We start from the raw sequence: 23404 nt of genomic DNA on the forward strand, positions 1-23404 counted from the left end.
AAATATCCATACGGTCTTGACTGGCTTCAGGTGTCCAAATTACTCTCATGAACGATTTGCTGCGTTTGCGCGAAGCGCTGCAAATTCCGCTTCAACTTCATGTGTATTTACCATGAACGCAATTTTTGACGCCCTCTAAAGTAGATTCATAATCATCAATCCATAATGCAAAAAGCGAGAGATACGCATCACGAGAACAGCAAAAATAAAATTGCATAAAATAAATACTGCATTTTTTTATTGAACTATTACTATCGTACTGCAATACTCTCCTCAGACTTACGATCCAGACTCTTTTTATGCCAACAGTGGTCAAAAACAGTTCTCCTGAACATCAAATCGCTTTATCTGAAGTGGTCAGCATCCAGGCTGGCTACCCGTTCCGTGGTGCGATCACAAAAGTGGCAAACGGCTATGTTCGGGTAGTTCAGGCAAAGGATATTTCTGACTTGGGTGAGCTGAGCACTGAGAACCTGATCACCACAGAACTGACAGGTAAGCGCAAGGCCGACTGGCTTCAACAGGGTGACATTCTGTTTATTGCCAAGGGAGGCCGGTATATTGCCAGCTATATCGCTGACGAAATGCCGCAGGTAACGCTGGCTCCCAGTTTATTTTTGCTTCGGGTCAATTCTGCCTGTAAAGGCAGGGTGAATCCTGAGTTTCTGACCTGGCAGCTAAACCAGTCTCCTGTTCAACGCTACTTTCGCAACAGTGCCGAAGGCAGTCATCAGGTCAATATCCGCAAGCCGGTGCTTGCAGAAACCGCAGTCACCCTGCCAGACCTTACAACCCAGAACACCATTGCCAAACTGTACCGGGCAAGCATTAAAGAGAATGCCCTGCTACAACGGTTGATCGTTAACCGTCAGCAGCAACTAAGCATTATTGCCAATGACCTGATCGCCAAAGCATAACCCAATTTACCTGATACTTTTTACCAGACACATAGACAAAAGACGTTGAGAGCAGATATGCCAAACACTCCCATTAACCAGCAGGAAATCAACAATACAGTGTGGAAAGCCTGCGACACTTTCCGAGGCACGGTTGACCCTTCCATTTATAAAGATTTCATCCTGACGATGTTGTTCCTGAAGTACATCTCAGACGTACACCAAGACAGGCTCGATGAGCTGTCCACCCAGTTTGCTGGCAACCAGGCGATGGTTGATGCGATGTTGGCGAGCCAGTCTTTCAAAATCCCTGCTGGCTGCACCTTCTGGGATCTTTACGCTAAACGTCATGAGGCAGGTAACGGTAGCCGTATCGACCAGGCACTCCATGCCATTGAGGAAGCCAACGGCACAAAGCTGAAAAACGTGTTTCAGGACATCAGCTTCAATACCGACAAGCTGGGCGATGAAAAGCAGAAAAACGATATTCTGCGTCACCTGCTGGAAGATTTTGGCAAAGAAACCCTCAATCTCAGACCAAGCCGTGTGGGTTCATTGGATGTGATTGGTAACGCCTACGAATACCTCATTAAGCACTTTGCAGCGGGTAGTGGTAAATCTGCCGGTGAGTTCTATACCCCACCTGAAGTATCTGATCTTTTATCCATCTTGCTGGAGCCTGAAGAAGGCGACCAGATCTGTGACCCTGCCTGTGGTTCTGGATCTCTGCTGATGAAGTGCGGCAAGCAAATCCAGAAGAACTACAACGGCTCCAAAAAATACGCTCTGTTTGGTCAGGAAGCCATTGGTTCTACATGGTCTCTGGCAAAGATGAATATGTTTCTCCATGGGGAAGATAATCATCGTATTGAATGGGGCGACACCATCCGCAACCCCAAATTACAGGACCAAAACGGAGGTCTGCTGCACTTTGATGTGGTGACTGCCAATCCACCATTCTCCCTTGATAAGTGGGGGCATGATGATGCTGAGCACGATCCCTTTGGCCGTTTCCGCCGGGGTATTCCACCAAAAACCAAAGGTGATTACGCCTTTATCAGCCATATGATTGAAACCCTGAAACCACAAACGGGCCGCATGGGTGTGGTTGTGCCTCACGGCGTTTTGTTTCGGGCATCGTCTGAAGGGAAAATCCGTAAGCAACTGATTGATGAGAACCTGCTGGATACCGTGATAGGCCTGCCAGAGAAGCTGTTCTTTGGAACTGGAATTCCTGCTGCCATTCTTATATTCAAGAAACAGAAAACTGACGACAAAGTTCTATTTATTGATGCTTCTCGTGAGTTTAAGTCTGGCAAGAACCAGAATCAGCTTACTCCTGAAAATATCCAGAAGATTGTAGATACCTATCAGGATCGTCTGACAGTAGATAAATACGCCTACCTCGCTACCTTGGAAGAGATTCAGGAGAACGATTACAACCTGAATATTCCCCGCTATGTGGATACCTTTGAAGAGGAAGAGGAGATTGACTTGATGACGGTGCGCGCTGAACGTTTGGAGTTACAGCTGGAGCTGGCAGGTTTAGAAAAAGAAATGCAGGGTTACCTGGAGGAGCTTGGGTATGAGTGATAAGGGTAATAAGCAAGGCAAACGCAAGCAGCGAGTGGACCCCAAACGTGAAGGTGTTTGCTTTCCTGTGGGTGAGACCCTGAGCAACCTGCCTGGTGATTATCCCGAATTTCTGGCCCTGATGGTTGAAACCATTGCCAGCCGAAGAATGACAGCCCTGCAAAAAGTCAATGTGGAGCAAATTCTCCTGTACTGGCATCTGGGACAAAAGATTTTAACCAAACAACAGGAGGCTGGCTGGGGAGCAAAGGTCATTGATCGCCTGTCCCAGGATCTGAAAAAACAACTGCCTGCGCTGTCCGGATTCAGCCCCAGGAACTTGAAATATATGGCAAAATTTGCCGCCAGCTGGCCTGACTTCGAAATTGTGCAACGCACCGTTGCACAATCGCTTTTTGGTGCAACTGAACTGGCTGATCTGGAAGCGGAAATGGCTGAGTACCTGAAGGAGTTGGGATATGCTTCCTAAAGGATGGATTGATGGTCGTGTTGGTGATTTGATTCAAGGCTTAGAATCAGGCGTAAGTGTCAACGGGGAAGACCGTGCTCTGAAAGGTACTGAGAAAGGCGTACTGAAAGTAAGTGCAGTTTCTTATGGCCGGTTTGATCCCAATGCGGTCAAAGCTATTATTTCAAACTCTGAATTGAAGAGAGCTAAGACTCACCCTCGAAAAGGACAAATCGTCATTAGTCGCAGCAATACCGAAGAATTGGTAGGTGCGAGTGCATATGTAGAGGAAGACTATCTTGATCTCTTTCTCCCAGACAAGCTGTGGCAGATTGAACCCGAACAAAATGTTTGTATGAAATGGCTCAGTTACATCTTGGCTTCAGACCATTCTCGATATGTGTTGTCGAATCTAGCTACAGGTACAAGTGGTTCGATGAAAAACATCACAAAAGGTGAATTTTTAGGGTTAAAAATTGCCATCCCCCCACTTGCAGAACAGCGCAAAATAGCGAAAATCCTTGGCACTTGGGATAAAGCCATTGCAACCACAGAAAAGCTGATTGAGGTCAGTAAGCAGCAGAAAAAAGCCCTGATGCAGCAGTTGTTGACTGGAAAAAAACGCTTTTCGGGTTTTGAGGAAGAGTGGGAAATCGAAGCATTAAGTTCCCTGCTCGAAAGAATAATTGATTATCGTGGACAGTCTGTCCCAAAAGCTAACAAAGGCATCCCACTTATTACTGCCAAGAATGTCCGGATGGGTTATCTGGATTTTGCAAGCCAAGAATATATTGATGAGAACTCGTTTGACTCATGGATGAAGAGAGGCACCCCTCAGGCAGGGGATATTCTCTTTACTACTGAAGCACCGTTAGGAATGGCATGCCGCTACCCAGAAACGGGTGTATATGGCGTAGGACAGAGAACGGTGACTTTAAGAGTCAACCAAAAAATTAACTCAGATTTTTTGTTGTATTTTCTTCTATCCGAGAAAGGGCAGCGACTGATTGACCTTCGCTCATCAGGCTCCACGGCAAAGGGCATAAAGTCAAGTGAGCTGAAGAAGGTCAAAATTTTTTTTCCATCTGATCTAAATGAGCAGAAAAAAATTGCGACTGTACTCAGTTCTGCTGATAGTGAGCTAGAACATCTGCAAACAAAACTTGCCAATCTCAAACAAGAGAAAAAATCTCTGATGCAACAATTGCTAACGGGCAAGCGCCGGGTAAAAGTGGAAACACAGGAGGCCGCCTGATGAGCGAAAGCCAGCACGACAAGCTGCTTAACAATATCCGTAAGCTGCTGACCCAAGGTCGCCAGCGGGTGGTGACGGTGGTCAATGCCGCCATGGTGCAGACCTACTGGGAAATTGGTCGCCTGATTGTTGAGGATGAACAGCAGGGCGAAACCCGTGCGGCTTACGGCAAAAAGGTATTAAAAAAGCTCTCCGAAAGCCTCAGCCGGGAGTTTGGCAAGGGGTTTGATCTCACCAATCTGCGAAAAATGCGGGCATTTTACCTCTGTTTTCCAAAACGAGACGCACTGCGTCTCGAATTGTCATGGACCCACTACCGAGCACTGACACGCATCGAAAATGAACGGGCTCGCCAGTGGTATATGAAGGAAGCTGCAGAGCAATGCTGGAGCGCCCGTGCCCTTGAGCGCCAGATGGGGACACTGTACTACGAGCGCCTGCTGGCGACCCAGCACGGAAAGCACGGTTTGCAGCCTGTACTGGCAGAAGCCGAGCAAAAGACCTCGGTTCTGCAAGACACACCGCAGGACTACCTGCGTGACCCCTATATTCTGGATTTCCTCAACCTGCCTGCTGGTTCAGTTCAGGAAAATGAGCTTGAGCAGGAGTTGATCAACAGTCTGCAAAAATTCCTGCTGGAGCTGGGCAAGGGTTTTGCATTTGTCGAGAGGCAGCAACGCATCAGCACAGACGATGGCGATTATTTTATCGATCTGGTGTTTTACAACTTCCATCTCAAGTGCTTCCTTCTGATCGACCTGAAAATGCACAGGCTCACCCATCAGGATGTGGGGCAAATGGACATGTATGTGCGCATGTATGAAGAGAAAAAACGCCGTGGGGATGATAACCCCACCATTGGCCTGATTCTCTGCTCCGAAGGCAGTCACACTGTCGCCAAATATTCTGTGCTGAACGACAGTCAGCAACTGTTTGCTTCCAAGTACAAGCTGGAGTTGCCCAGTGAAGAGGAGCTGCGCCTGCAACTGGAGCTGCAGCGGCAACAGTTGTTAACCGGCAAACGCAGGGTTAAGGTGGAAGCCAATAGCAATGAACAGGGAGCAGACTAATGGAGGTTAAAAAACTGACATTGCACAATGTCGGGCGTTTTTCTGAGCTTGAGATCATGCTCGCCCCATTGGGCAACCTGCGAAGCAATGTCACAGTATTTGTTGGCAATAACGGCTCCGGTAAAACCTCGATTTTACGCTCTCTGGCTACCTCTCTAAGCTGGCTGGTTTCACGCATACAAAGTGATAAAAGCGCGGGTAATCCAATACCTGAACTCGTCATAAAAAACGATCAAAATGGCGCTGCCATGGATATCGATATTTTTCATCACATCGATGGTCGGTCAGAAGATGGGGAAATTGAATCCTGTGAAGTAAACTGTTTTTCATGGCGAGTTGCGAGGTCACGAAAAGGTCGCAAGAGTGAGTTTAAAAGTGAGTATTCCGGTGCTAAAGCACTGGCAGACCATTACCGGACGTTGCTTTCCAGGTTTGAAAACACCAGCTTACCTTTGATCGCCTTTTATTCAGTCGAACGGGTTGTTTTGGATATCCCGCTCAAAATAAAGGATAAGCACACCTTTTTTCAGCTTGATGGCTACGACAAGTCACTGAGTCAGGGCGTAGATTTCAGGCGTTTCTTTGAATGGTATAGGGAACGCGAGGACAGTGAAAATGAATCCGGGGTTTCTGATGAAGTCCTGCAGAATATTCGTTCATTGTTGGGTGAAGATGAAGATACCTGGGAGCGGCTTACTGCACTAAAAGCTTCAACCAGGGATAGACAACTGAATGCAGTCCGCACGGCGATCTACAAATTCATGCCTGAGTTTTCAAATTTGCGGGTCAAGCGTAAGCCAAGGCTTCATATGTCTGTAGATAAGTCCGGCGACACTTATAATGTTGCCCAACTTTCACAGGGGGAGAAGTCTCTTATGGCTCTGATAGGAGACATTGCCCGAAGGTTAGCTGTAATGAACCCGGACTTGGCGAATCCTTTGGAAGGCGAAGGGATTGTGCTTATTGATGAAGTTGATATGCACCTGCACCCAAAATGGCAACGCACCTTAATAAATCAACTCTCTGAGACATTCCCTGCTTGTCAGTTTGTCCTGACTACCCATTCACCTCTGGTCATCAGTGATAGTAAAGACGTTTTGACATACTTGATTAAGGATGACGAGTTAAAGCAGCTCCCACCACTGTACGGTGAAGATGCGAATACTGTTTTGCTTGACATCATGGATACCGATATCAGAAATGAAGCGGTGAATATCAAGCTCAATGATCTACTTGATGCAATACATGACTCGGATTTTAAACTGGCAAATCAACTATTAGAGGTGCTGGAGGACGACCTCCCTGAGAGCAATCTGGAGCTTGCCAAAGCCAGGCTGATGCTCCGTAAACAGGAGTTGCGTAGTGCGAAGGGTTAGTAAAACTCCGGGGGTTGAGCCTGAACTTCTTACCAAATGGAAGCAGAGAAACCCAAAAGGTATTTATAAAGATCTGTCAGAGGTTGAACGGCAGGCTATCAAGGCGGCATGTGCAGAGGAACAATACTACCTTTGTGCTTACTGCTGCCAAGCCGTATCCGGGAAAAATCGGGACACCATAAATGAACATGTGGAGGCTCGAAGAATTGCACCTCATCGCAGTCTGGATTTCACAAACATTGTTGCCAGCTGTACAAACCCTGACCAATGTGACGCTGCACACGGCTCACAGCCATTGCCTCTGACACCCTTCATGCCAGAATGTGAGACAGATTTGGTTTTCAAGCTCAGTGGTCGTGTAGTTGGAAAGACTCAACAGGCAGTAGAGACAATAAGAGTTTTAAACCTTGGTGATACCGAGAGAAATAACCGCAGCTTAATAGAAAAACGTAAGCAATTAGTACAGACACTCTTGTTAACAAATAGCGTTAATCCTGGCGAAGGTCTGGATGATAACGAGTTGATAGAAATACTCATTGATGAGCTTTCTGTTCCTGTAGATGGAAAACTTGAAGCATTTGCTCCTGTAACGATCAATATTTTGCGGCAATGGATTAGTAATGACTGATATTATTTTGCCCAACTTCAAGGAAGAGCAAAGCGCAAAAATCCCTGCTCTGTCCCTGCTCAGTAACCTGGGTTATGAGTTTATCCCCCCAAAAGTGTGCCTGTCGCAGCGTGGCAGCCTCTCTGCGGTCACTTTGCCATCGGTACTTCGTGGTATTTTGGCCAAAAAAACATTTTGTTTTATGGGAAAAGAGCACCCACTTTCCCCAGCCGCTATCGACAAAATCGTACAGGAACTTTCCAACCCAGCCATGAACGAAGGGTTGAGAGCCGCCAATGAGAAGCTCTATAACGCCCTGACCTACGGCATCGGTGTTACTGAATTCATAGAGGGTAAAAAAGCCAACCCAACCATTCAGATTATTGACTGGGAGCACCCGGAAAATAACGTTTACCACTTCACTGAAGAACTAGACGTTGAGAACAGTCAAGGTACAGGCAAGCGAATTCCAGATATTGTCTGTTTCGTCAATGGTTTGCCATGGGTGGTGATTGAAGCGAAACGCCCCGATGCTTCGACTACTGGCAAACCGACGGTTGCAGAAGGGATTTCGCAGAATATTCGCAACCAAAAGGTGGGTGAAATTCCACACCTGTTTGCATACAGCCAGTTATTACTGTCTATCAATGGCAGCGATGGACTTTATGGCACCTGCGGCACACCGGCAAAATTTTGGGCGAAGTGGAAAGAGGAAGAGATCCCTGAGGCAGAGTTTGCTCAATTGAAAAACAAGCCTCTGTCAGAAGTTCAGATTAAAGCCTTGTTTGCCCACAGACCAGAGAAGGTAAAGACTGAATTTCTTTCTCTGACTTCCGGTGGCGACCTGGTAGTAACTGACCAAGACCGTTTATTGATTTCCATGCTGCGCCCAGACCGGCTGTTAGAACTCACCCGGCTGTTTACCCTGTTCGATAAAAAAGCAGGCAAGATTGTTGCCCGTTACCAGCAAGTATTTGCTATTAAAGCGCTGGTCAAACGCATTACCACCTTTGATGACTCTTTACCGGGTGAACGACGGGGAGCACGTAATGGTGGTGTGATCTGGCATACCACAGGCTCTGGTAAGTCCTTCACCATGGTCTTTCTGTCCAAAGCACTGATCTGGTTGCCTGAACTGGCGAAGTGTCGGGTTGTGGTGGTAACAGATCGGGTTGATTTGGAAGATCAGCTTGCCCGTACTTTTGCCTCTGGCGGTGCTCTCTCCGGCAAAGATAAAAAAGATGCCATGGCAACCACTGGCAAGCGGCTGGCCGAACAAATTGGTAAGGGCAATGAGCGAATCATTTTCTCCATCATTGATAAGTTCGGGACAGCCATCAAACTACCGGATTGCTACAACGACAGCCCGGATATCATTGTGCTGGTTGATGAAGGGCACCGGAGCCAGAATGGTGAAAACAATATCCGCATGCAGCAAACCTTACCCAAGGCGGCGTATATTGCCTTCACTGGCACACCTTTGCTGCAAGATGACAAAACTGAAAATAAGTTCGGCAGGATCATCCACTCTTACACCATGCAGCAGGCAGTAGAAGATGGCACTGTAACACCATTGTTGTATGAAGAGCGTATTCCTGAACTTTCTACCAATGATAAAGCCATTGATGCGTGGTTTGATCGAATCACCGAGAAGCTGACCGAAAAACAACGTTCAGACCTGAAAAAGAAATTTGCTCAAAAGGGGCAGATTTATCAGACTGAAGGTCGGATTGAGTTGATTGCCCATGATATTTCCGACCACTTCCAAAACTTTAAGCAGCAGGGGTTAAAAGGCCAGCTTGCCTGCGACTCCAAGGCTTCAGCCATTCAATACAAAAGATTGCTGGATGAGATTGGCAAGGTCACTTCTGTTGTTGCCATGTCACCACCGGATACCCGTGAGGGGCACGACTGTGTTGATCAGGAAAGTACCGATCTGGTGCAGAACTGGTGGAAAGAAACCGTTGGCAGTCAGGATGAGAAAGCCTATACCAAGAAAATCATTGCAGAGTTTGGTGAGGAAGATGGGCCAGACATTATGATTGTGGTGGATAAGCTCCTCACGGGTTTTGATGAGCCAAAAAACACGGTGCTCTATGTCGACAAGCCGCTGAAGCAACACAACCTGATTCAAGCCATCGCAAGGGTTAACCGCCTTCATAGCAAAAAGCAGTTTGGATATCTGATCGACTACAGGGGTATTCTCAAAGAGCTGGATGCCACCATTGAAAAGTACCAAAATCTGGCGGAACGCACTCAGAGCGGATTTGATATAGATGATCTGAAAGGTCTCTATAACCGCATGGACACCGAATATAAAAAGCTACCGAGCTTGTATGCTGATCTGTGGGCTATTTTCGATAGCGTCAAGAACAAGCAGGATGGACAGGCTTTACGACAAGCACTGACTCCCAGGATTGACACCGTTGATGGACAGCTTACGGATACCCATCTGAAAAAACGGGATGATTTTTATACGGCACTCACCGCATTTGCCAACTGCATGAAGGTTGCACTGCAATCTGCCACTTACTTTGAAGACAAAAGTTTTGACCTGCTATTTCCCGGGACCTATACCACTACCCGCCAGCATTACAAAGATACGCTGAAGATGATGTCGCAACTGCGTAAGCAAGTGCGGGAGGATGCCGAAGAAACCGTCGATTACGATGACTACACAGACAATATCCGAGCATTGCTGGATAAGCATATTGGCGGCGTTGAAGTCAGGGAGTCTGAGGGCGTTTATCTGGTTGGCAACATGGGCAAAAGCGCCAAGCCTGAGGAAATGTCCGACGACGAAGCCCGGAACCAGAAAGATAAGATTACTGGCCGCATTAGCAAGATGATTGATCAGGATCTGGCTGATGACCCGTATGCACAGGAGTATTTCTCCAAACTGCTTAAGAAAGCCATTCAGCAAACCAAGGCTATGTTCGACGCTCCGGTGAAGCAGTACCTGATCTTTGCTGACTTTGAGCAGCAGGTGAAAGAGCGTAGAGTTGCAAGCATTCCAGCAGATCGGTTTGAATCTCTGGAACCCCAGATCAGGCAGCAGGTTCAGGCGTATTACGGGTTGTTTCTGAAGCACCTGGGTGAACAACTACCTCCTGACGGTCAAGATACACCATCGGAAGCTCAGTGCTTTGAGCATGCATTGAAAATTGATGAAGTGGTCAGGAAGTCTGTTGCCGAGTTCAGCATTAACCCACAGGAAATCGAGAACCAAATTACTATTGGCCTTCTGCCACTGCTGTTTGGTGATATCGGGATTGATAAGGCTCAGGCATTGATTACGGATGTCGTGCAAATCACACGGTCAGGTTTGTCAGGACTTAACAAATAATGGCATCCGTCTGTTCCGATGAACGTTCCAGGGAAGAGTACAGCTTTGTCTATGGAGATGAAGCTGTATCCTATGAGGTTGTCAGAAAGCCTCACCCTGAGGGAAAGAAACGAAAGATCAGTATCCGTGTTCACCCCGACTGCCAGGTGCTAGTCACTGCCCCTGATGATGCGGTGAACTCCGACATTCATGAGGCGGTCCTTAAACGTTCAAAATGGATATGGAATGCCCTGATAGAGTTCAGAAGTCATCAAAAGTTCGTGCAGGACAAACAGTATATCAGTGGCGAAATGACCTTTTACCTCGGCAAACGTTATGTACTGAAAGTAGTGGAAGATAAAGAGTCAACGGCTTCTGTAAAGATGGATCGAGGAAAGCTGCTGGTCACACTGCCACGGTTTGGTAGCAATAAAGGCAAGCTAGTCAAAGGGCTGCTTCAAGACTGGTATAAATACCGGGCGGAGATCATTTTTCAGGAGCGCTTAAACCACTTGCTGCCTCAAGCTACATGGGTCACAAACATCCCCGGTTTCCGCATTATGAAGATGCAGAAACAATGGGGTAGCTGCTCTGCAAAAGGTTCACTACTACTCAACCCTCATCTGGTGAAAGCCCCAAAGGAATGCATTGATTATGTCGTACTCCATGAGCTGTGCCATATTGCTGAACATAACCACAGTGAGCGCTTCTGGCGTTTACTGAAACAAGTTATGCCGCACTGGAAAGAAGTCAAAAGTCGTCTGGATGGGATGGCTGAATTGTACTTGAACGAATGAACTATTTTTTGCGGTGATTATCGAATAAGCGCAAAACCACGTACTTTGGGAGGCTGTCGCAAAACTCTGGCTCCCATGCTTTCAGGCCTTTGGGTCCCAGCGCAGGAACCCATACCCATCTCGCGCTGCAGAGTAGGCTTTTCAGGGGAGGTATGCATTCCCACGCAGAAGCGAGGGTGTTGCAAAACTCTCTCCGGCGTGGGAACGCGTTGACTCCCGTCATTGCCGGCTTCATTCTCGTCATTCCCGCGAAGGCGGGAATCCACACTGACTCTCCACCAGAACCATACTGCCCGGTGTCCCCCTGGCCTTGTCATCCCCGAGAAGGCAGAGATCCACCTTTGGCGCTGGATTCCCGCCTTCGCGGGAATGACGGGAATGAAATCGGGAATGACGGGAATGAAATCGGGAATGACGAGAATGAAATCGGGAATGACGGGAATGAAATCGGGAATGACGAGAATGAAGTTGGGAATGACGGGGGTGAAGGCGGGAACCAGAGTTTTGCGACAGCCTCAGAGCGAGGGAACGGGATGGCTGCAAGTTGACACTTTCGGAGTAAATCGTGCGGCGGATGTTTTGAGATCACCTCGTTCCCAAGCTGTAGAGAGTTTTGCGACACCCTCTTTACGGCGGGGAGGATGTCAAGTACAGCCACCATTGTCGGATTGCCACAGTCTGGAAGTATGTACCAATGCCAGTACCCAGACTGTATCAGCCGCTATTTCATAAACAAGCCGATAGTGCTCATGCGGGATCAGTTCACGTGTCCCTGATATTTTCCCCCGATGGCCAGACATCGGATGAGTGCCCAGAATTTCGGCGGCTTCACTGAATCGTTCATCCATATCTATCGCCGCTTGCGAGTTTTTAGCAACCAAGTAATCCCAAATATCCATACGGTCTTGACTGGCTTCAGGTGTCCAAATTACTCTCATGAACGATTTGCTGCGTTTGCGCGAAGCGCTGCAAATTCCGCTTCAACTTCATGATTATCCCGACCATTACCGGCATTCATGGACTTTCTTCCTGCATTTACCTTGGCTTGCAAGTATTCATCATATTCGCGAGCTTTTTTTTGACGTTCAATAAATTCTCTCATTAGCTCCCTGACTACCTGCGATGCAGGCCGGTGAATAGCCTCGCTTTCTGCAATGAAATCAGCTCTGAGCTCAGAATCAATTTTCATGGTGAAAACAGATTGTTTTGACATGGGCAACTCTCACTTTGTTTGATACTAACAAAGTATATATTATGTATTTACCATGAACGCAATTTTTGACGTCTTTTAAAGCAGGTTTAAAACGCCAGCAACACCCTGATGCTCAAACCCCGTGAGCTGACAAAAATTGCCAAGAGTTTTTGCACAGTGTGAATTTGAATTCGCTTTGTGAGTCACTGAATACTTGTTAATTGTTTGGTCATAATGCATTTTTCGAGACCAGTGATTTCCTTTACTGGTTTCGGGTAACCCTCCAAATAGAACTTTTCTCCTGTCTGAAGGTCAAACGATTAAACAACTTCAAGCAGTCCTCCGGGAGAAAGATTGATTATGGATGGTCAGATTGGTAGAGAAATCAACAAACCCGTTCCGGGTAGTGACGTGCCAGCCAAGAGGCCAAGGCTGGATTTGGACTTATCGCCTACGGTTAAAGCTGTTTGCACTGATTTCAGTGACCAACTTAATCTATCGTCATCTCAGGTTATGCCCACTGACAAGGCGAGAGCCGTATCCTCAACGGATTCCCCGCGTCAAAAGTCCCCTCATGCCTTCGATTTTCGTTTTGTCGCCAATGATAATGAGGTTCGACAGCTTTTGGTTGCCCAAACCTGCGATGCGCATCGCGATGTCACACTTATTTCCCACCCCGATGACCTCTCACAGGCCAGCCTGGTGAACCGGTTGTGCATTTCCGACGATGGTCGCCACACTCTGGGTTCAGGCAAGTTGTTTGAAGGTTCAAAGCCATTCACCCTGATAATGGATATCCGAAAGCTCACCAGCGATGAACTGCCTAAATTTAACGATCTTCTGGACCCGGATAACCCTTGTTTGTATGACGCAGTCAGCCAGACGAAACGCACTCTGGGCGAGCATGTTTCTCTATTGGTCGTGGCAGGTCCTGAACAGTTGGCATCGGTAGGCCAGCGTGACGACGCACCGGGAGCTGACTTCTGGCGACGAATTAATCGACCAGACAATACCTGGCAATTTGACGCAAAAACCAGCAATGAGCCATCGATGAAAATCGACGCGGTTCCTCCGGTATTGGCTGAACTCCCTTCTGCCGAAAGCGCTATGGACGACGACAATACCCTTCTAATTGACTGTCACTTACACAGCAACTGGCGGCAGTTGCTGCTGGGTGGCCCCGGGGTGGATCAACAGGGACGAATCCGGCACATCCCCGGCAGGCTTGAGTCATTAAGGGCTGGACAACGGGTGATTCTGAAAGGGGCCGACTGGCAGGACCTGGCCTTTGAACAGACGATTCGGCAAATGCTGGCGCAACAATGCTTTGAGAGCAATGGGAAGATCTGTTCATTACCCGACGATGTTCAGTTTTATCAGATGCCGGTAGAGAAGGACGAGCTTCATTCACTGTTCCAAAGTCTGTCCTGCTCTGATCATTCATCAGAAAATCCGATCATCATTAACCAGAGTAACCTCAACGATTGGCTGAGCCCGATTGCCATTACCCCGGCAGGCTATGCCGTGCCTAACACCCGTCTGTTGGAACAGGTTCAGGCGGGTGGGACAGTCACCCTAACCTCTCCCCTCACTGAGGCAGCCTGGTTTCGTTTGCTGGGTTCACTGCGGACAATTCGTAAGACTATTCGTGAGACAAGCGGCCTGGAGCCGCGACTTCAGGTGGCTCATTCGCAACAGCAGCCGGAAGCCCTGGGATTAGCAAAAAACGATGAGGGCCCTTTGTCCGAAAGCCCTCAGTTACAGAAAAAAATCAGAGACCACAATGCTTTTGAGGCAGTCACATATCGACAACCTGCCCAGGCCAGTCATTGGATCAACCGTCACTGTGGGACAGCTCTGGTCGTCCAGATCAATGAACAGACCGGCTTCAGCCAGCTGTTTGATAATATCCATATCACCTCGGAGCAAAAGGCCCATTTTGGACAACGTGAGAGTGGGTTGCAGAAAGCATTAACCGCTGGCAGGCCGGTGGTATTCCTGGGACTCGAAAGTAATCCAACCCTTCAGCAGCTGCTGGAACCTCTGTTTGCAGGACAGCCTCTGCTGGTGAATGGCCAATTACAGGCCTACCCGCAGGCCCATATCACCCTGCTCTGGCCTGAGTCTGCCAAAAGCCCATCGCCAGTCTTTCGTTCGAAGCTTGCCACGGGTAAACCCTGCCCCGAAATCGATCTCTGGGATATCAATGCCGACCAGCATAATATCCCCCGGTCCCAGCTGCCAGAGCAAGCGCTTGATAAGCTTTACGGAGCGTTTGCAACCGTGCCAGACAAACTATCTAACCCTCTGCCTGAAATGACCGAAGGGTTGTTGCATAACCTGATACTGGCCGCCCGACGAGCACAGCAGGTTGACCACTCCCTGCAGCTTTTACCCCGCCACTGGCGCAAGGCTATCAATAGTGTCATCACCCATGGCACCCGGCAGAATCCGTCAGTACGTGATTTTATGAAATGGGCTTGCAGGGAGTTACTACCGGATGAGGATCAGGCTGCCACAGCAGACCCGGATCAGTTAGCGGCCATCATCAACAGTACCCGGCAGTTGGATAGAGCGTTTGTGACGCGGAACCTGTGGTCACTGACCAGAGCCTTTGACCCGGCTGCATTTAATGAAACATTTTATCTGTCCTATGAAAAACCATTTTTTACGTGGGATAAAAAAGAAGTGTTCAACAGGCTCTGTGCCCTGATCGTGGCCCATGGGCCTGAAGCACAGCGACAGGCAATAGCGTACCAGTTGCAAGTCCCTCCGGAGGCAACAAGGCAATGTCCAGCGTTAGCCATCAGGCCATCAAGACAGATCAAACGTTTACAGGATGCACTGGCTTCTGGCTGGCAGCTAAAGCTTCCATCAGGTCAGACCCGATCCGATGTTATTCAGGCTCTTGCCAGCGATTGTTTCCACATTGCCAGGGGAGAATATGTCACAGAGAATCCCGTCGCAGAACGCATTGAACGCATAGAAAAACGACTGTCTCAATCAATGCAATGGCCGGGTTCCACTGATCAATCCCTGTCAGCAATGGCCCATGATCTTTATCACGGCGAGACAGGTCAGAAGGATCGTGAAAGTCGTCGATTATCCCGACTCCATGACCGTCTTGCAGACTCTCCCGTTATCTTTCTTGAAGGGGAAACCGGCACCGGGAAAAGCTACTTTTCCGCCAAAATGGCAAAGGCTTCAGGACAGGCCAGGGTCATTTCCCTTGGACCTTCTGACAGCGAGCAGACCCTGATGAAACGCTGGCAGTGGCAAGAGCACGCCGATGGCGACCGCTCTATGGTGCAGCAAAACCGGGCATTGATGGAATGGGCCAATACCGAATCCGACAAAGATGAAGGCTATGTTGGAGGAAACTATATAACCCTGGTGCTGGATGAGGCTAACCTGGCCAAAGCCGGATTGCTGGCGTCATTGAACGGCTTGTGGGAACCGGAACCCTGCATTTATGTGAATGCTCATCCTGTCAAAGTCAGCGCAAAACACCGGGTAATCCTGACCGGCAACCCGGATCATTACTCCGGACGCCAGCTTGACCAGGCGCTGAAGGAGAAACTGCCCAGAGCTTACTACCCACGTCTGGACCAGGCTTTCCTTCGGGACAGAGTGGTGGAACCGGCGCTGGTCAATCAGTTACAACGGCATCTGACAGGACCTCAAATAAACAAAATTCTACCCGATGCTACCGGGAGCGTGATGGCACTGTGGCAATATTATCAGGAGCTGTTGCCCGAGCATGAGTTTACCCCCAGGGATTTAACCGATATCTGCAGTTGGGTGGGCTGGTATCTGGATCGTGCGTTATCCGAAGGAGAGAGTGTTAGCTGTGAGCAAATGAACAGTTTGATCCGGCAAAGTTTCCGGGATCTACTGGGTCCCGAAATCAGCGAGACTCAACAGGATGCCCTTTCGGCACTGGAAATCTGGTTTGCCGCCCGTTACCCACTGGACAACACCCTGCGCGACAAAGTTCATAACCACACCTTGCCAGATATTCAGCGGGACTTCGAAGCATTCACCAAAGAATTCCGACCTGAGTTTGATACCTCCGGATCAGCAGTCATTGAGCTGGTACAAGGGCTGGGACAGGATTTAAGTCGCTGTCAGCAGGCTAATCATCGCGAGATAAAACACGGCGGCCGTCAGGCGACGCTGATTCAGGGCCCGGCCGGGCGGGGTAAGGATGCGACGCTGAATCTGATGATCAACAGTGTCAAACAGCAGGCTGAGAAAAAGGGAGAAACCATGCCAGAGATATTTCTCCTGAATGCCTGTGATTGTTCCTGGGATAAAGTGTGTGAAGCGATCCAGAAAGCAAAAGTCGAAGGCGGCATCGTGGTGATTTCAGAAATGAACCTGATCGACAGCCAGCACCTGGAAGGTGAGTTGAACGATATTCTGGCCGGCGATGCTCATCCGGGCTTCCACCTGTTCGCCACCATCAACCCGCCAGAATACAGCGGACGAAAACCCTTATCACCGGCGCTCAAAGGGCGTTTTCGACATTTGCCGATCCGCCAGTATAACTCGGCAGAATTGCAGAACATTGCCGGGAAAGTGTTGCCAGAGTCCTCAAAAGGGAAATTCGTCGCTAAAAAGCTAACAGAAAAACATTGTCTTTTAAGGGCCTGCCTGCAACGGAAAAACCTGCCGTTACAGCCGACCAGTCGCGATTTACAGAATGTCGCCATGGCTGTTAAGAGAGGAGGCGATTATACCGAAAAAGCCGTTCATCAATGCCTCAATCAGCACTACCGGCTTTATCTGATGGCCGCCAACCTATCACTGGACAAACTGCCCAGGTCAGCAACGCTTGCCATGGGTAAAAATGAGCTTGATTCCGGACTTTGCCAATGGTTCAACGAAAAGGTCCCCAGGATCGATCGCCCGTGGTTGATACGAGGCAGCGATCGCAACAGTATTGATGAAACAAACCATGAAATTTGTATCAACACTGATCTTTCTGTAGAGCAAACCAAAAAGGAAATCATTACGAGGGTGGCTCAGGTCAGGTGGCAGGCATCTGGTCTTTCCCTGAAGCCGAATGAGTCCGACGATATTCTCACCCGGGCACTGTACCGACACTGGCAGCGATGCTGGTTCGACCGTCTGTTTGACCAGACGGGCGTTGACGCTGCCAGCGTATTTCCCCTGACGGCAGAAGAGAAACAAACGCTGAAAATGACAGCTAACCAGCCTTATCTTCAGGCGGCTGATCAGCGGATAAGCGCGTGGAAAGACGATGAAGTTCAATGTTGGCCCGGGTTCTGGCTTCAGATCAGTGCTCTGCTGAATCATTTGACTGACGATTTTAGCAACCAGGCATCAGCTGTTGGCGGTGATAAGGCTCCCGCAGAAGACATGCCACAAGTCCACGAGGTACAGGCTCCGGCATTGGGTCAGAGACCGAACCATGAGCCACAGCCTGCAAATAAAGCGCCTGAAAAATGCAATCCGCAAGCCCTTGTAGCTCAGACTCCGACATTGGACCATATCACTGACTATAAGAACCTGGGTGAGTTACGGCATATCGATTATATAATTTTTCATCAGAATTACCCTTCTATCGAGCTGTATCGATGGTGGGCAGAAGATATTTATGTGTCTCCTGAGGGCGAAGTCGAAGCGATCAGCATCAATGACAGACACATACAGGGGGCCGAAGTCATCATACCTGCCCTCTTACCAGAACATGAGCAGCCAGTGACATTAGCCAGCAAACAAACGCTGGGGACCTTTGACTGTTCACCGAGGAATGGTCGCTATACCTTGCCCAGCCTGAAGCCTGATGACTATATAGTGGCCCTGCGCATAACACCCGAATTGCCATTTACCCTGGTCAGAGACCGATATACCGGGCTTCATACAGTGTTTGTTCCGGGGGCCAGAGCCAACCAGAGTATTCGATTTGCTTATGTCGTAGAATCCCGAAAACCAGACAAAAAAACTTCTACCGAAGAAGTCCGATCAAACGCATCAAACCGTCTTGACGCCCTCTGTTCCGCAGGTATGAAGGCAGTAATGAAAGGAGTGCTTGAGAACATTAGCCTGCAACCAACCGAAATACAGGAGCCCCTGCTAAGAATAAAAACAGCCAAAGACACGACGGAACGGATTAAGGCAATCAAGGACTATTGCACAGAGTTTTCCGGCGCTGCTGCACCCGGGCACAATCAAAATTTCTTTCACTTCCTCGTAACCCGGCGGCAGGGGAGCTGTCGTCATCGTGTACCTGTTTTTATTGCTTTTTGTCGTTATTTTGGGATTCCATGCCGACAAATGGTTAACAATGTCCACGCCTTTGCAGAGTATTCCACGGATAGCGGCCAAACCTGGACGTCAGCGGATTTGGGCGGGAGGCCTGGCGTAATAACAGAAATTCTGCCTGACTTCCAGCCCATCAAAAGGTTCTCTGGTTCTGGCACTGAGTTAAAGAAGAAAAGCAATCTCCTGCAGGGTCTTATGAAGAGTGCTGATCTGGCACAACAGCAAACCCTGGCCAAAGCCTGTGGCATAAGTCCTGAAGAACTGGACAAAGCTCTTGAGACAGGCTGTGAATTGCCTGCAGCCCATCTAAGCATTGCCAAAATGGTAGTGAACCTTTGGAACAGAAAAGATTTAACCGGTTTTTCCATGGGTGTCTTAATCCTGGAGTCGCTGGAGACAGAAGCATTGAGCTTTGAAGAGAAAGGTCTGGTCGGTCTTGTGTCTGACAGGGATTTAAATACCTACAGAAGACCGATGTCGGAGGCAGTCAAACAAATCTTGTCTGACAGTGATGAAGACCAGGTCACTGAACCACTCAGGATATTGCACTCAAAAATGATTGTTCAGGGCAAAGAAAACCCTATACATTGGTTGTTTTCAATGGTGAAAATTCTGATAAACAGTGACCTGACCAGGCCCCCGGTTATTGACTTTGCCCAAAAGGCTTTGACATCGGGTTGGCTGGATAGTGTGCCGACCTTTTTTAGAAATCATGCAGATTTCCGTGAGCACCATGAGCTATTAGTGCGTCTGCAAGGTATCGATGAAATGAAGGTTGCAGCCGACCAATGCCTGAAAAAGTTCTATAGGGTATTTCTGTCCAGAGAAAAAAATTGCGGGCTATGGCAGCGGGCTTATGAAAACCCCCGGTGGGGAAAAGTCAGGACCTCGCTGGTCTCTCATTGTCATGATGGTTTTTCACGATCTCTGGAAGATCAAATTATCAGCTCATCTGTAAAAAAAGACTGGACGGACGAACCTGAGGGCGTTCCATGTATAGATCGGATGCTGCTGCGCCATCCTGCCTTTGTGAAGTCAATCTCGGGCAAGGCGAATCATCGTCCGGTGATTATCTTGGGGCAGCCTTCCTGGGGCAATTCCTGGGACGATACACTGTTAAATGAAAAGGTCGATGCCCTGTTACAACAACTCGCTGAGAACCGTCCAGACCTGAAGCATTTATTGGAAAGACTCAATCAAGTGCAGGCAACAGAAAAGCAACTCCAAAACACTCTTGCAGCGTTGCTAAGAGATCGCAACAAAGTCCCGGATCGTCTGCGAGATCGAACTCTGGAAGAAGAATATCAGAAAAAAAGGTCTGTTATCCTAAGCAGGTACGAAGCCATTCTGGAAACCCTTAAGCTTTCACTCAGGGAGAATGTTCTTGTGGGAAATTTACGAGACAACTGCAGGAAAGCGATTCAGCAGGCCTTCAGTCATTATCTCTATGGATTGACACACTCGAAAGGCGGTTGCTTAACCTATTGCTGGGCCGATGCTGATGTGGAGGGCTGGCAAAAACACAGCTATGGCGCTCATGCCCCATCCTCACCAGAAGAGCTGCATGCCATGATGCTTGAAATAAAGAGCTCTTCCGAGTTTCAGGAATCTGTTAAGGATAACTACTTGCGTCAGGCACACAACGCCAATAACGCACTGGTACTCAAATCCGATGAGATGAGCACCATCGCCGAAGAGTTTTTGCACAGCGTGAATTTGAATTCGCTTTGTGACGCATTGAGTGACCAGGTAGTAGCCGGATCGTGATGAGTTTTCGAGACCGGTGATTTCCTTTAATGGTTTCGGGTAGCCCTGCAAACTCTGTGAGAGACAATTTCGTAACGAATCTTGATATAAAAGGGAGAGTGAGCACTCGCCAGCAGGTATAACTGCAAGCTTATTAACTCAAGCTGAATGGTTCCCGCCTTTGAGAGAATGACGATCGAAGGAGTATCAATGCTTAAGCAGCCTTGCGTTTACATACTTGCCAGCAAGAGAAATGGAACACTGTATATTGGTGTAACCAGTCACCTGATTCAGAGGATATGGCAACACAAAAACAACCTGGCTCCTGGTTTTACAGCAGAATATAGCGTTCACAAGCTGGTTTACTTTGAGCAGCATGAAACGATGGAGTCGGCCATTATCCGCGAAAAACAGCTGAAGAAATGGAATCGCCAGTGGAAGATTAATTTGATTGAAAAAGAAAACCTACAATGGAATGACCTGTGGGATAATATTCAGTGACCGCTTGCAAAATCCCCCCCCCCCCGAGTTTTACCTCCACTATTCCCAGCTTCACTCCCGTCATTCCCGTCTTCACTCCCGTCATTCCCGTCTTCACTCCCGTCATTCCCGTCTTCACTCCCGTCATTCCCGTCTTCACTCCCGTCATTCCCAGCTTCACTCCCGTCATTCCCAGCTTCACTCCCGTCATTCCCGCGAAGGCGGGAATCCAAACTGACTCACCACCAGAACCATACTGCCCGGTGCCTCCCTGGCCTTGTCATGCCGGAGAAGTCGGTGACCCTATGTTGGCGCTGGATTCCCGCCTTCGCGGGAATGACGACCACATACTCTTTCCCGTCTTCACTCCCGTCATTCCCTTCTTCACTCCCGTCATTCCCAGCTTCACTCCCGTCATTCCCGCGAAGGCGGGAATCCAAACTGACTCACCACCAGAACCATACTGCCCGGTGACTCCCTGACCTTGTCATGCCGGAGAAGTCGGTGACCCTATGTTGGCGCTGGATTCCCGCCTTCGCGGGAATGACGACCACATACTCTTTCCCGTCTTCACTCCCGTCATTCCCATCTTCACTCCCGTCATTCCCATCTTCACTCCCGTCATTCCCAGCTTCACTCCCGTCATTCCCAGCTTCACTCCCGTCATTCCCGCGAAGGCGGGAATCCAAACTGACTCACCACCAGAACCATACTGCCCGGTGACTCCCTGACCTTGTCATGCCGGAGAAGTCGGTGACCCTATGTTGGCGCTGGATTCCCGCCTTCGCGGGAATGACGACCACATACTCTTTCCCGTCTTCACTCCCGTCATTCCCTTCTTCACTCCCGTCATTCCCAGCTTCACTCCCGTCATTCCCGCGAAGGCGGGAATCCAAACTGACTCACCACCAGAACCATACTGCCCGGTGCCTCCCTGGCCTTGTCATACCGGAGAAGTCGGTGACCCTATGTTGGCCCTGGATTCCCGCCTTCGCGGGAATGACGACCACATACTCTTTCCCGTCTTCACTCCCGTCACTCCCAGCTTCACTCCCGTCATTCCCATCTTCACTCCCGTCATTCCCAGCTTCACTCCCGTCATTCCCAGCTTCACTCCCGTCATTCCCGCGAAGGCGGGAATCCAAACTGACTCACCACCAGAACCATACTGCCCGGTGACTCCCTGGCCTTGTCATGCCGGAGAAGTCGGTGACCCTATGTTGGCGCTGGATTCCCGCCTTCGCGGGAATGACGACCACATACTCTTTCCCGTCTTCACTCCCGTCATTCCCAGCTTCACTCCCGTCATTCCCAGCTTCACTCCCGTCATTCCCGCGAAGGCGGGAATCCAAACTGACTCACCACCAGAACCATACTGCCCGGTGACTCCCTGGCCTTGTCATGCCGGAGAAGTCGGTGACCCTATGTTGGCGCTGGATTCCCGCCTTCGCGGGAATGACGACCACATACTCTTTCCCGTCTTCACTCCCGTCATTCCCTTCTTCACTCCCGTCATTCCCATCTTCACTCCCGTCATTCCCAGCTTCACTCCCGTCATTCCCGTCTTCACTCCCGTCATTCCCGCGAAGGCGGGAATCCAAACTGACTCACCACCAGAACCATACTGCCCGGTGACTCCCTGGCCTTGTCATGCCGGAGAAGTCGGTGACCCTATGTTGGCGCTGGATTCCCGCCTTCGCGGGAATGACGACCACATACTCTTTCCCGTCTTCACTCCCGTCACTCCCAGCTTCACTCCCGTCATTCCCAGCTTCACTCCCGTCATTCCCAGCTTCACTCCCGTCATTCCCATCTTCACTCCCGTCATTCCCAGCTTCACTCCCGTCATTCCCGCGAAGGCGGGAATCCAAACTGACTCACCACCAGAACCATACTGCCCGGTGACTCCCTGACCTTGTCATGCCGGAGAAGTCGGTGACCCTATGTTGGCGCTGGATTCCCGCCTTCGCGGGAATGACGACCACATACTCTTTCCCGTCTTCACTCCCGTCATTCCCAGCTTCACTCCCGTCATTCCCAGCTTCACTCCCGTAATTCCCGCGAAGGCGGGAATCCAAACTGACTCACCACCAGAACCATACTGCCCGGTGACTCCCTGACCTTGTCATGCCGGAGAAGTCGGTGACCCTATGTTGGCGCTGGATTCCCGCCTTCGCGGGAATGACGACCACATACTCTTTCCCGTCTTCACTCCCGTCATTCCCAGCTTCACTCCCGTAATTCCCGCGAAGGCGGGAATCCAAACTGACTCACCACCAGAACCATACTGCCCGGTGACTCCCTGACCTTGTCATGCCGGAGAAGTCG

19 protein-coding genes are annotated in these 23404 nt (G+C 49.3%); 17 read left to right on the forward strand and 2 right to left on the reverse strand.

The features are described 5' to 3' along the window. Window positions 1–299 precede the first annotated feature (299 nt). The 10 genes from ACOJUN_RS03825 (at window position 300) to ACOJUN_RS03870 (ending at window position 11915) form a co-directional block, all read left to right on the forward strand. Window positions 300–917, forward strand: a complete 618-nt coding sequence (locus tag ACOJUN_RS03825; RefSeq protein WP_422135344.1) for a restriction endonuclease subunit S — start codon at window positions 300–302, stop codon at window positions 915–917. 57 nt (window positions 918–974) lie between these two features. Beyond that, a complete protein-coding gene (locus ACOJUN_RS03830) occupies window positions 975–2489 on the forward strand; it encodes a type I restriction-modification system subunit M (protein WP_422135345.1) in 1515 nt (504 codons plus the stop codon). Further along, window positions 2482–2958, forward strand: coding sequence for a DUF1016 N-terminal domain-containing protein (locus ACOJUN_RS03835; RefSeq protein ID WP_422135346.1), 477 nt, complete (start codon window positions 2482–2484; stop codon window positions 2956–2958). Before ACOJUN_RS03830 ends, ACOJUN_RS03835 begins: the two co-directional genes overlap by 8 nt. Beyond that, a complete protein-coding gene (locus ACOJUN_RS03840) occupies window positions 2948–4192 on the forward strand; it encodes a restriction endonuclease subunit S (RefSeq protein ID WP_422135347.1) in 1245 nt (414 codons plus the stop codon). The genes ACOJUN_RS03835 and ACOJUN_RS03840 overlap by 11 nt, the downstream gene beginning before the upstream one ends. Then, window positions 4192–5262 (forward strand): PDDEXK nuclease domain-containing protein, encoded by a 1071-nt coding sequence (locus ACOJUN_RS03845; protein ID WP_422135348.1) that lies wholly within the window; start codon window positions 4192–4194, stop codon window positions 5260–5262. The genes ACOJUN_RS03840 and ACOJUN_RS03845 overlap by 1 nt, the downstream gene beginning before the upstream one ends. After that, entirely contained in the window at window positions 5262–6638 is a 1377-nt protein-coding gene (locus tag ACOJUN_RS03850) for an AAA family ATPase (protein WP_422135349.1), read from the forward strand. Before ACOJUN_RS03845 ends, ACOJUN_RS03850 begins: the two co-directional genes overlap by 1 nt. Further along, window positions 6625–7266 carry a hypothetical protein gene (locus ACOJUN_RS03855; protein WP_422135350.1) on the forward strand — a complete coding sequence of 214 codons (642 nt, stop codon included), beginning with the start codon at window positions 6625–6627 and terminating at the stop codon, window positions 7264–7266. The genes ACOJUN_RS03850 and ACOJUN_RS03855 overlap by 14 nt, the downstream gene beginning before the upstream one ends. After that, the gene (locus ACOJUN_RS03860) at window positions 7259–10591 is read left to right on the forward strand and encodes a type I restriction endonuclease subunit R (protein ID WP_422135351.1); all 3333 of its coding nucleotides are present in this window, start codon (window positions 7259–7261) and stop codon (window positions 10589–10591) included. The genes ACOJUN_RS03855 and ACOJUN_RS03860 overlap by 8 nt, the downstream gene beginning before the upstream one ends. Next, the gene (locus ACOJUN_RS03865; RefSeq protein WP_422135352.1) at window positions 10591–11367 is read left to right on the forward strand and encodes a M48 family metallopeptidase; all 777 of its coding nucleotides are present in this window, start codon (window positions 10591–10593) and stop codon (window positions 11365–11367) included. The genes ACOJUN_RS03860 and ACOJUN_RS03865 overlap by 1 nt, the downstream gene beginning before the upstream one ends. Before the next feature lie 209 nt (window positions 11368–11576). After that, window positions 11577–11915 carry a hypothetical protein gene (locus ACOJUN_RS03870; RefSeq protein WP_422135353.1) on the forward strand — a complete coding sequence of 113 codons (339 nt, stop codon included), beginning with the start codon at window positions 11577–11579 and terminating at the stop codon, window positions 11913–11915. A 96-nt stretch (window positions 11916–12011) separates the two neighbouring features. Here the strand turns inward: ACOJUN_RS03870 and ACOJUN_RS03875 are convergent, their stop codons facing one another. Both ACOJUN_RS03875 and ACOJUN_RS03880 read right to left on the reverse strand, forming a co-directional pair. Continuing rightward, the gene (locus ACOJUN_RS03875; RefSeq protein ID WP_422135354.1) at window positions 12012–12305 is read right to left on the reverse strand and encodes a type II toxin-antitoxin system RelE/ParE family toxin; all 294 of its coding nucleotides are present in this window, start codon (window positions 12303–12305) and stop codon (window positions 12012–12014) included. Continuing rightward, window positions 12302–12580, reverse strand: a complete 279-nt coding sequence (locus tag ACOJUN_RS03880) for a CopG family ribbon-helix-helix protein (RefSeq protein ID WP_422135355.1) — start codon at window positions 12578–12580, stop codon at window positions 12302–12304. The genes ACOJUN_RS03875 and ACOJUN_RS03880 overlap by 4 nt, the downstream gene beginning before the upstream one ends. Window positions 12581–12919: 339 nt before the next feature. Here ACOJUN_RS03880 and ACOJUN_RS03885 point away from each other — a divergent pair, with 339 nt between their 5' ends. From ACOJUN_RS03885 to ACOJUN_RS03915, 7 genes are all read left to right on the forward strand, one after another. After that, window positions 12920–20617 carry an AAA family ATPase gene (locus ACOJUN_RS03885; protein WP_422135356.1) on the forward strand — a complete coding sequence of 2566 codons (7698 nt, stop codon included), beginning with the start codon at window positions 12920–12922 and terminating at the stop codon, window positions 20615–20617. Between the two features lie 189 nt (window positions 20618–20806). Further along, a complete protein-coding gene (locus ACOJUN_RS03890; RefSeq protein ID WP_422135357.1) occupies window positions 20807–21097 on the forward strand; it encodes a GIY-YIG nuclease family protein in 291 nt (96 codons plus the stop codon). After that, window positions 21094–21558, forward strand: coding sequence for a hypothetical protein (locus tag ACOJUN_RS03895; RefSeq protein WP_422135358.1), 465 nt, complete (start codon window positions 21094–21096; stop codon window positions 21556–21558). Before ACOJUN_RS03890 ends, ACOJUN_RS03895 begins: the two co-directional genes overlap by 4 nt. Window positions 21559–21588: 30 nt before the next feature. Beyond that, window positions 21589–21807 carry a hypothetical protein gene (locus ACOJUN_RS03900; protein ID WP_422135359.1) on the forward strand — a complete coding sequence of 73 codons (219 nt, stop codon included), beginning with the start codon at window positions 21589–21591 and terminating at the stop codon, window positions 21805–21807. A 30-nt stretch (window positions 21808–21837) separates the two neighbouring features. Then, window positions 21838–22989 (forward strand): hypothetical protein, encoded by a 1152-nt coding sequence (locus ACOJUN_RS03905; protein ID WP_422135360.1) that lies wholly within the window; start codon window positions 21838–21840, stop codon window positions 22987–22989. Window positions 22990–23019: 30 nt separating this feature from the next. Then, a complete protein-coding gene (locus ACOJUN_RS03910) occupies window positions 23020–23196 on the forward strand; it encodes a hypothetical protein (protein ID WP_422135361.1) in 177 nt (58 codons plus the stop codon). Window positions 23197–23226: 30 nt separating this feature from the next. Beyond that, a complete protein-coding gene (locus tag ACOJUN_RS03915; protein WP_422135362.1) occupies window positions 23227–23382 on the forward strand; it encodes a hypothetical protein in 156 nt (51 codons plus the stop codon). Window positions 23383–23404 lie beyond the last annotated feature (22 nt).

Origin of the sequence: Endozoicomonas sp. ALD040 (assembly GCF_049275945.1) — a bacterium.
In the GTDB taxonomy this organism is placed as follows: Bacteria; Pseudomonadota; Gammaproteobacteria; order Pseudomonadales; family Endozoicomonadaceae; genus Endozoicomonas_A.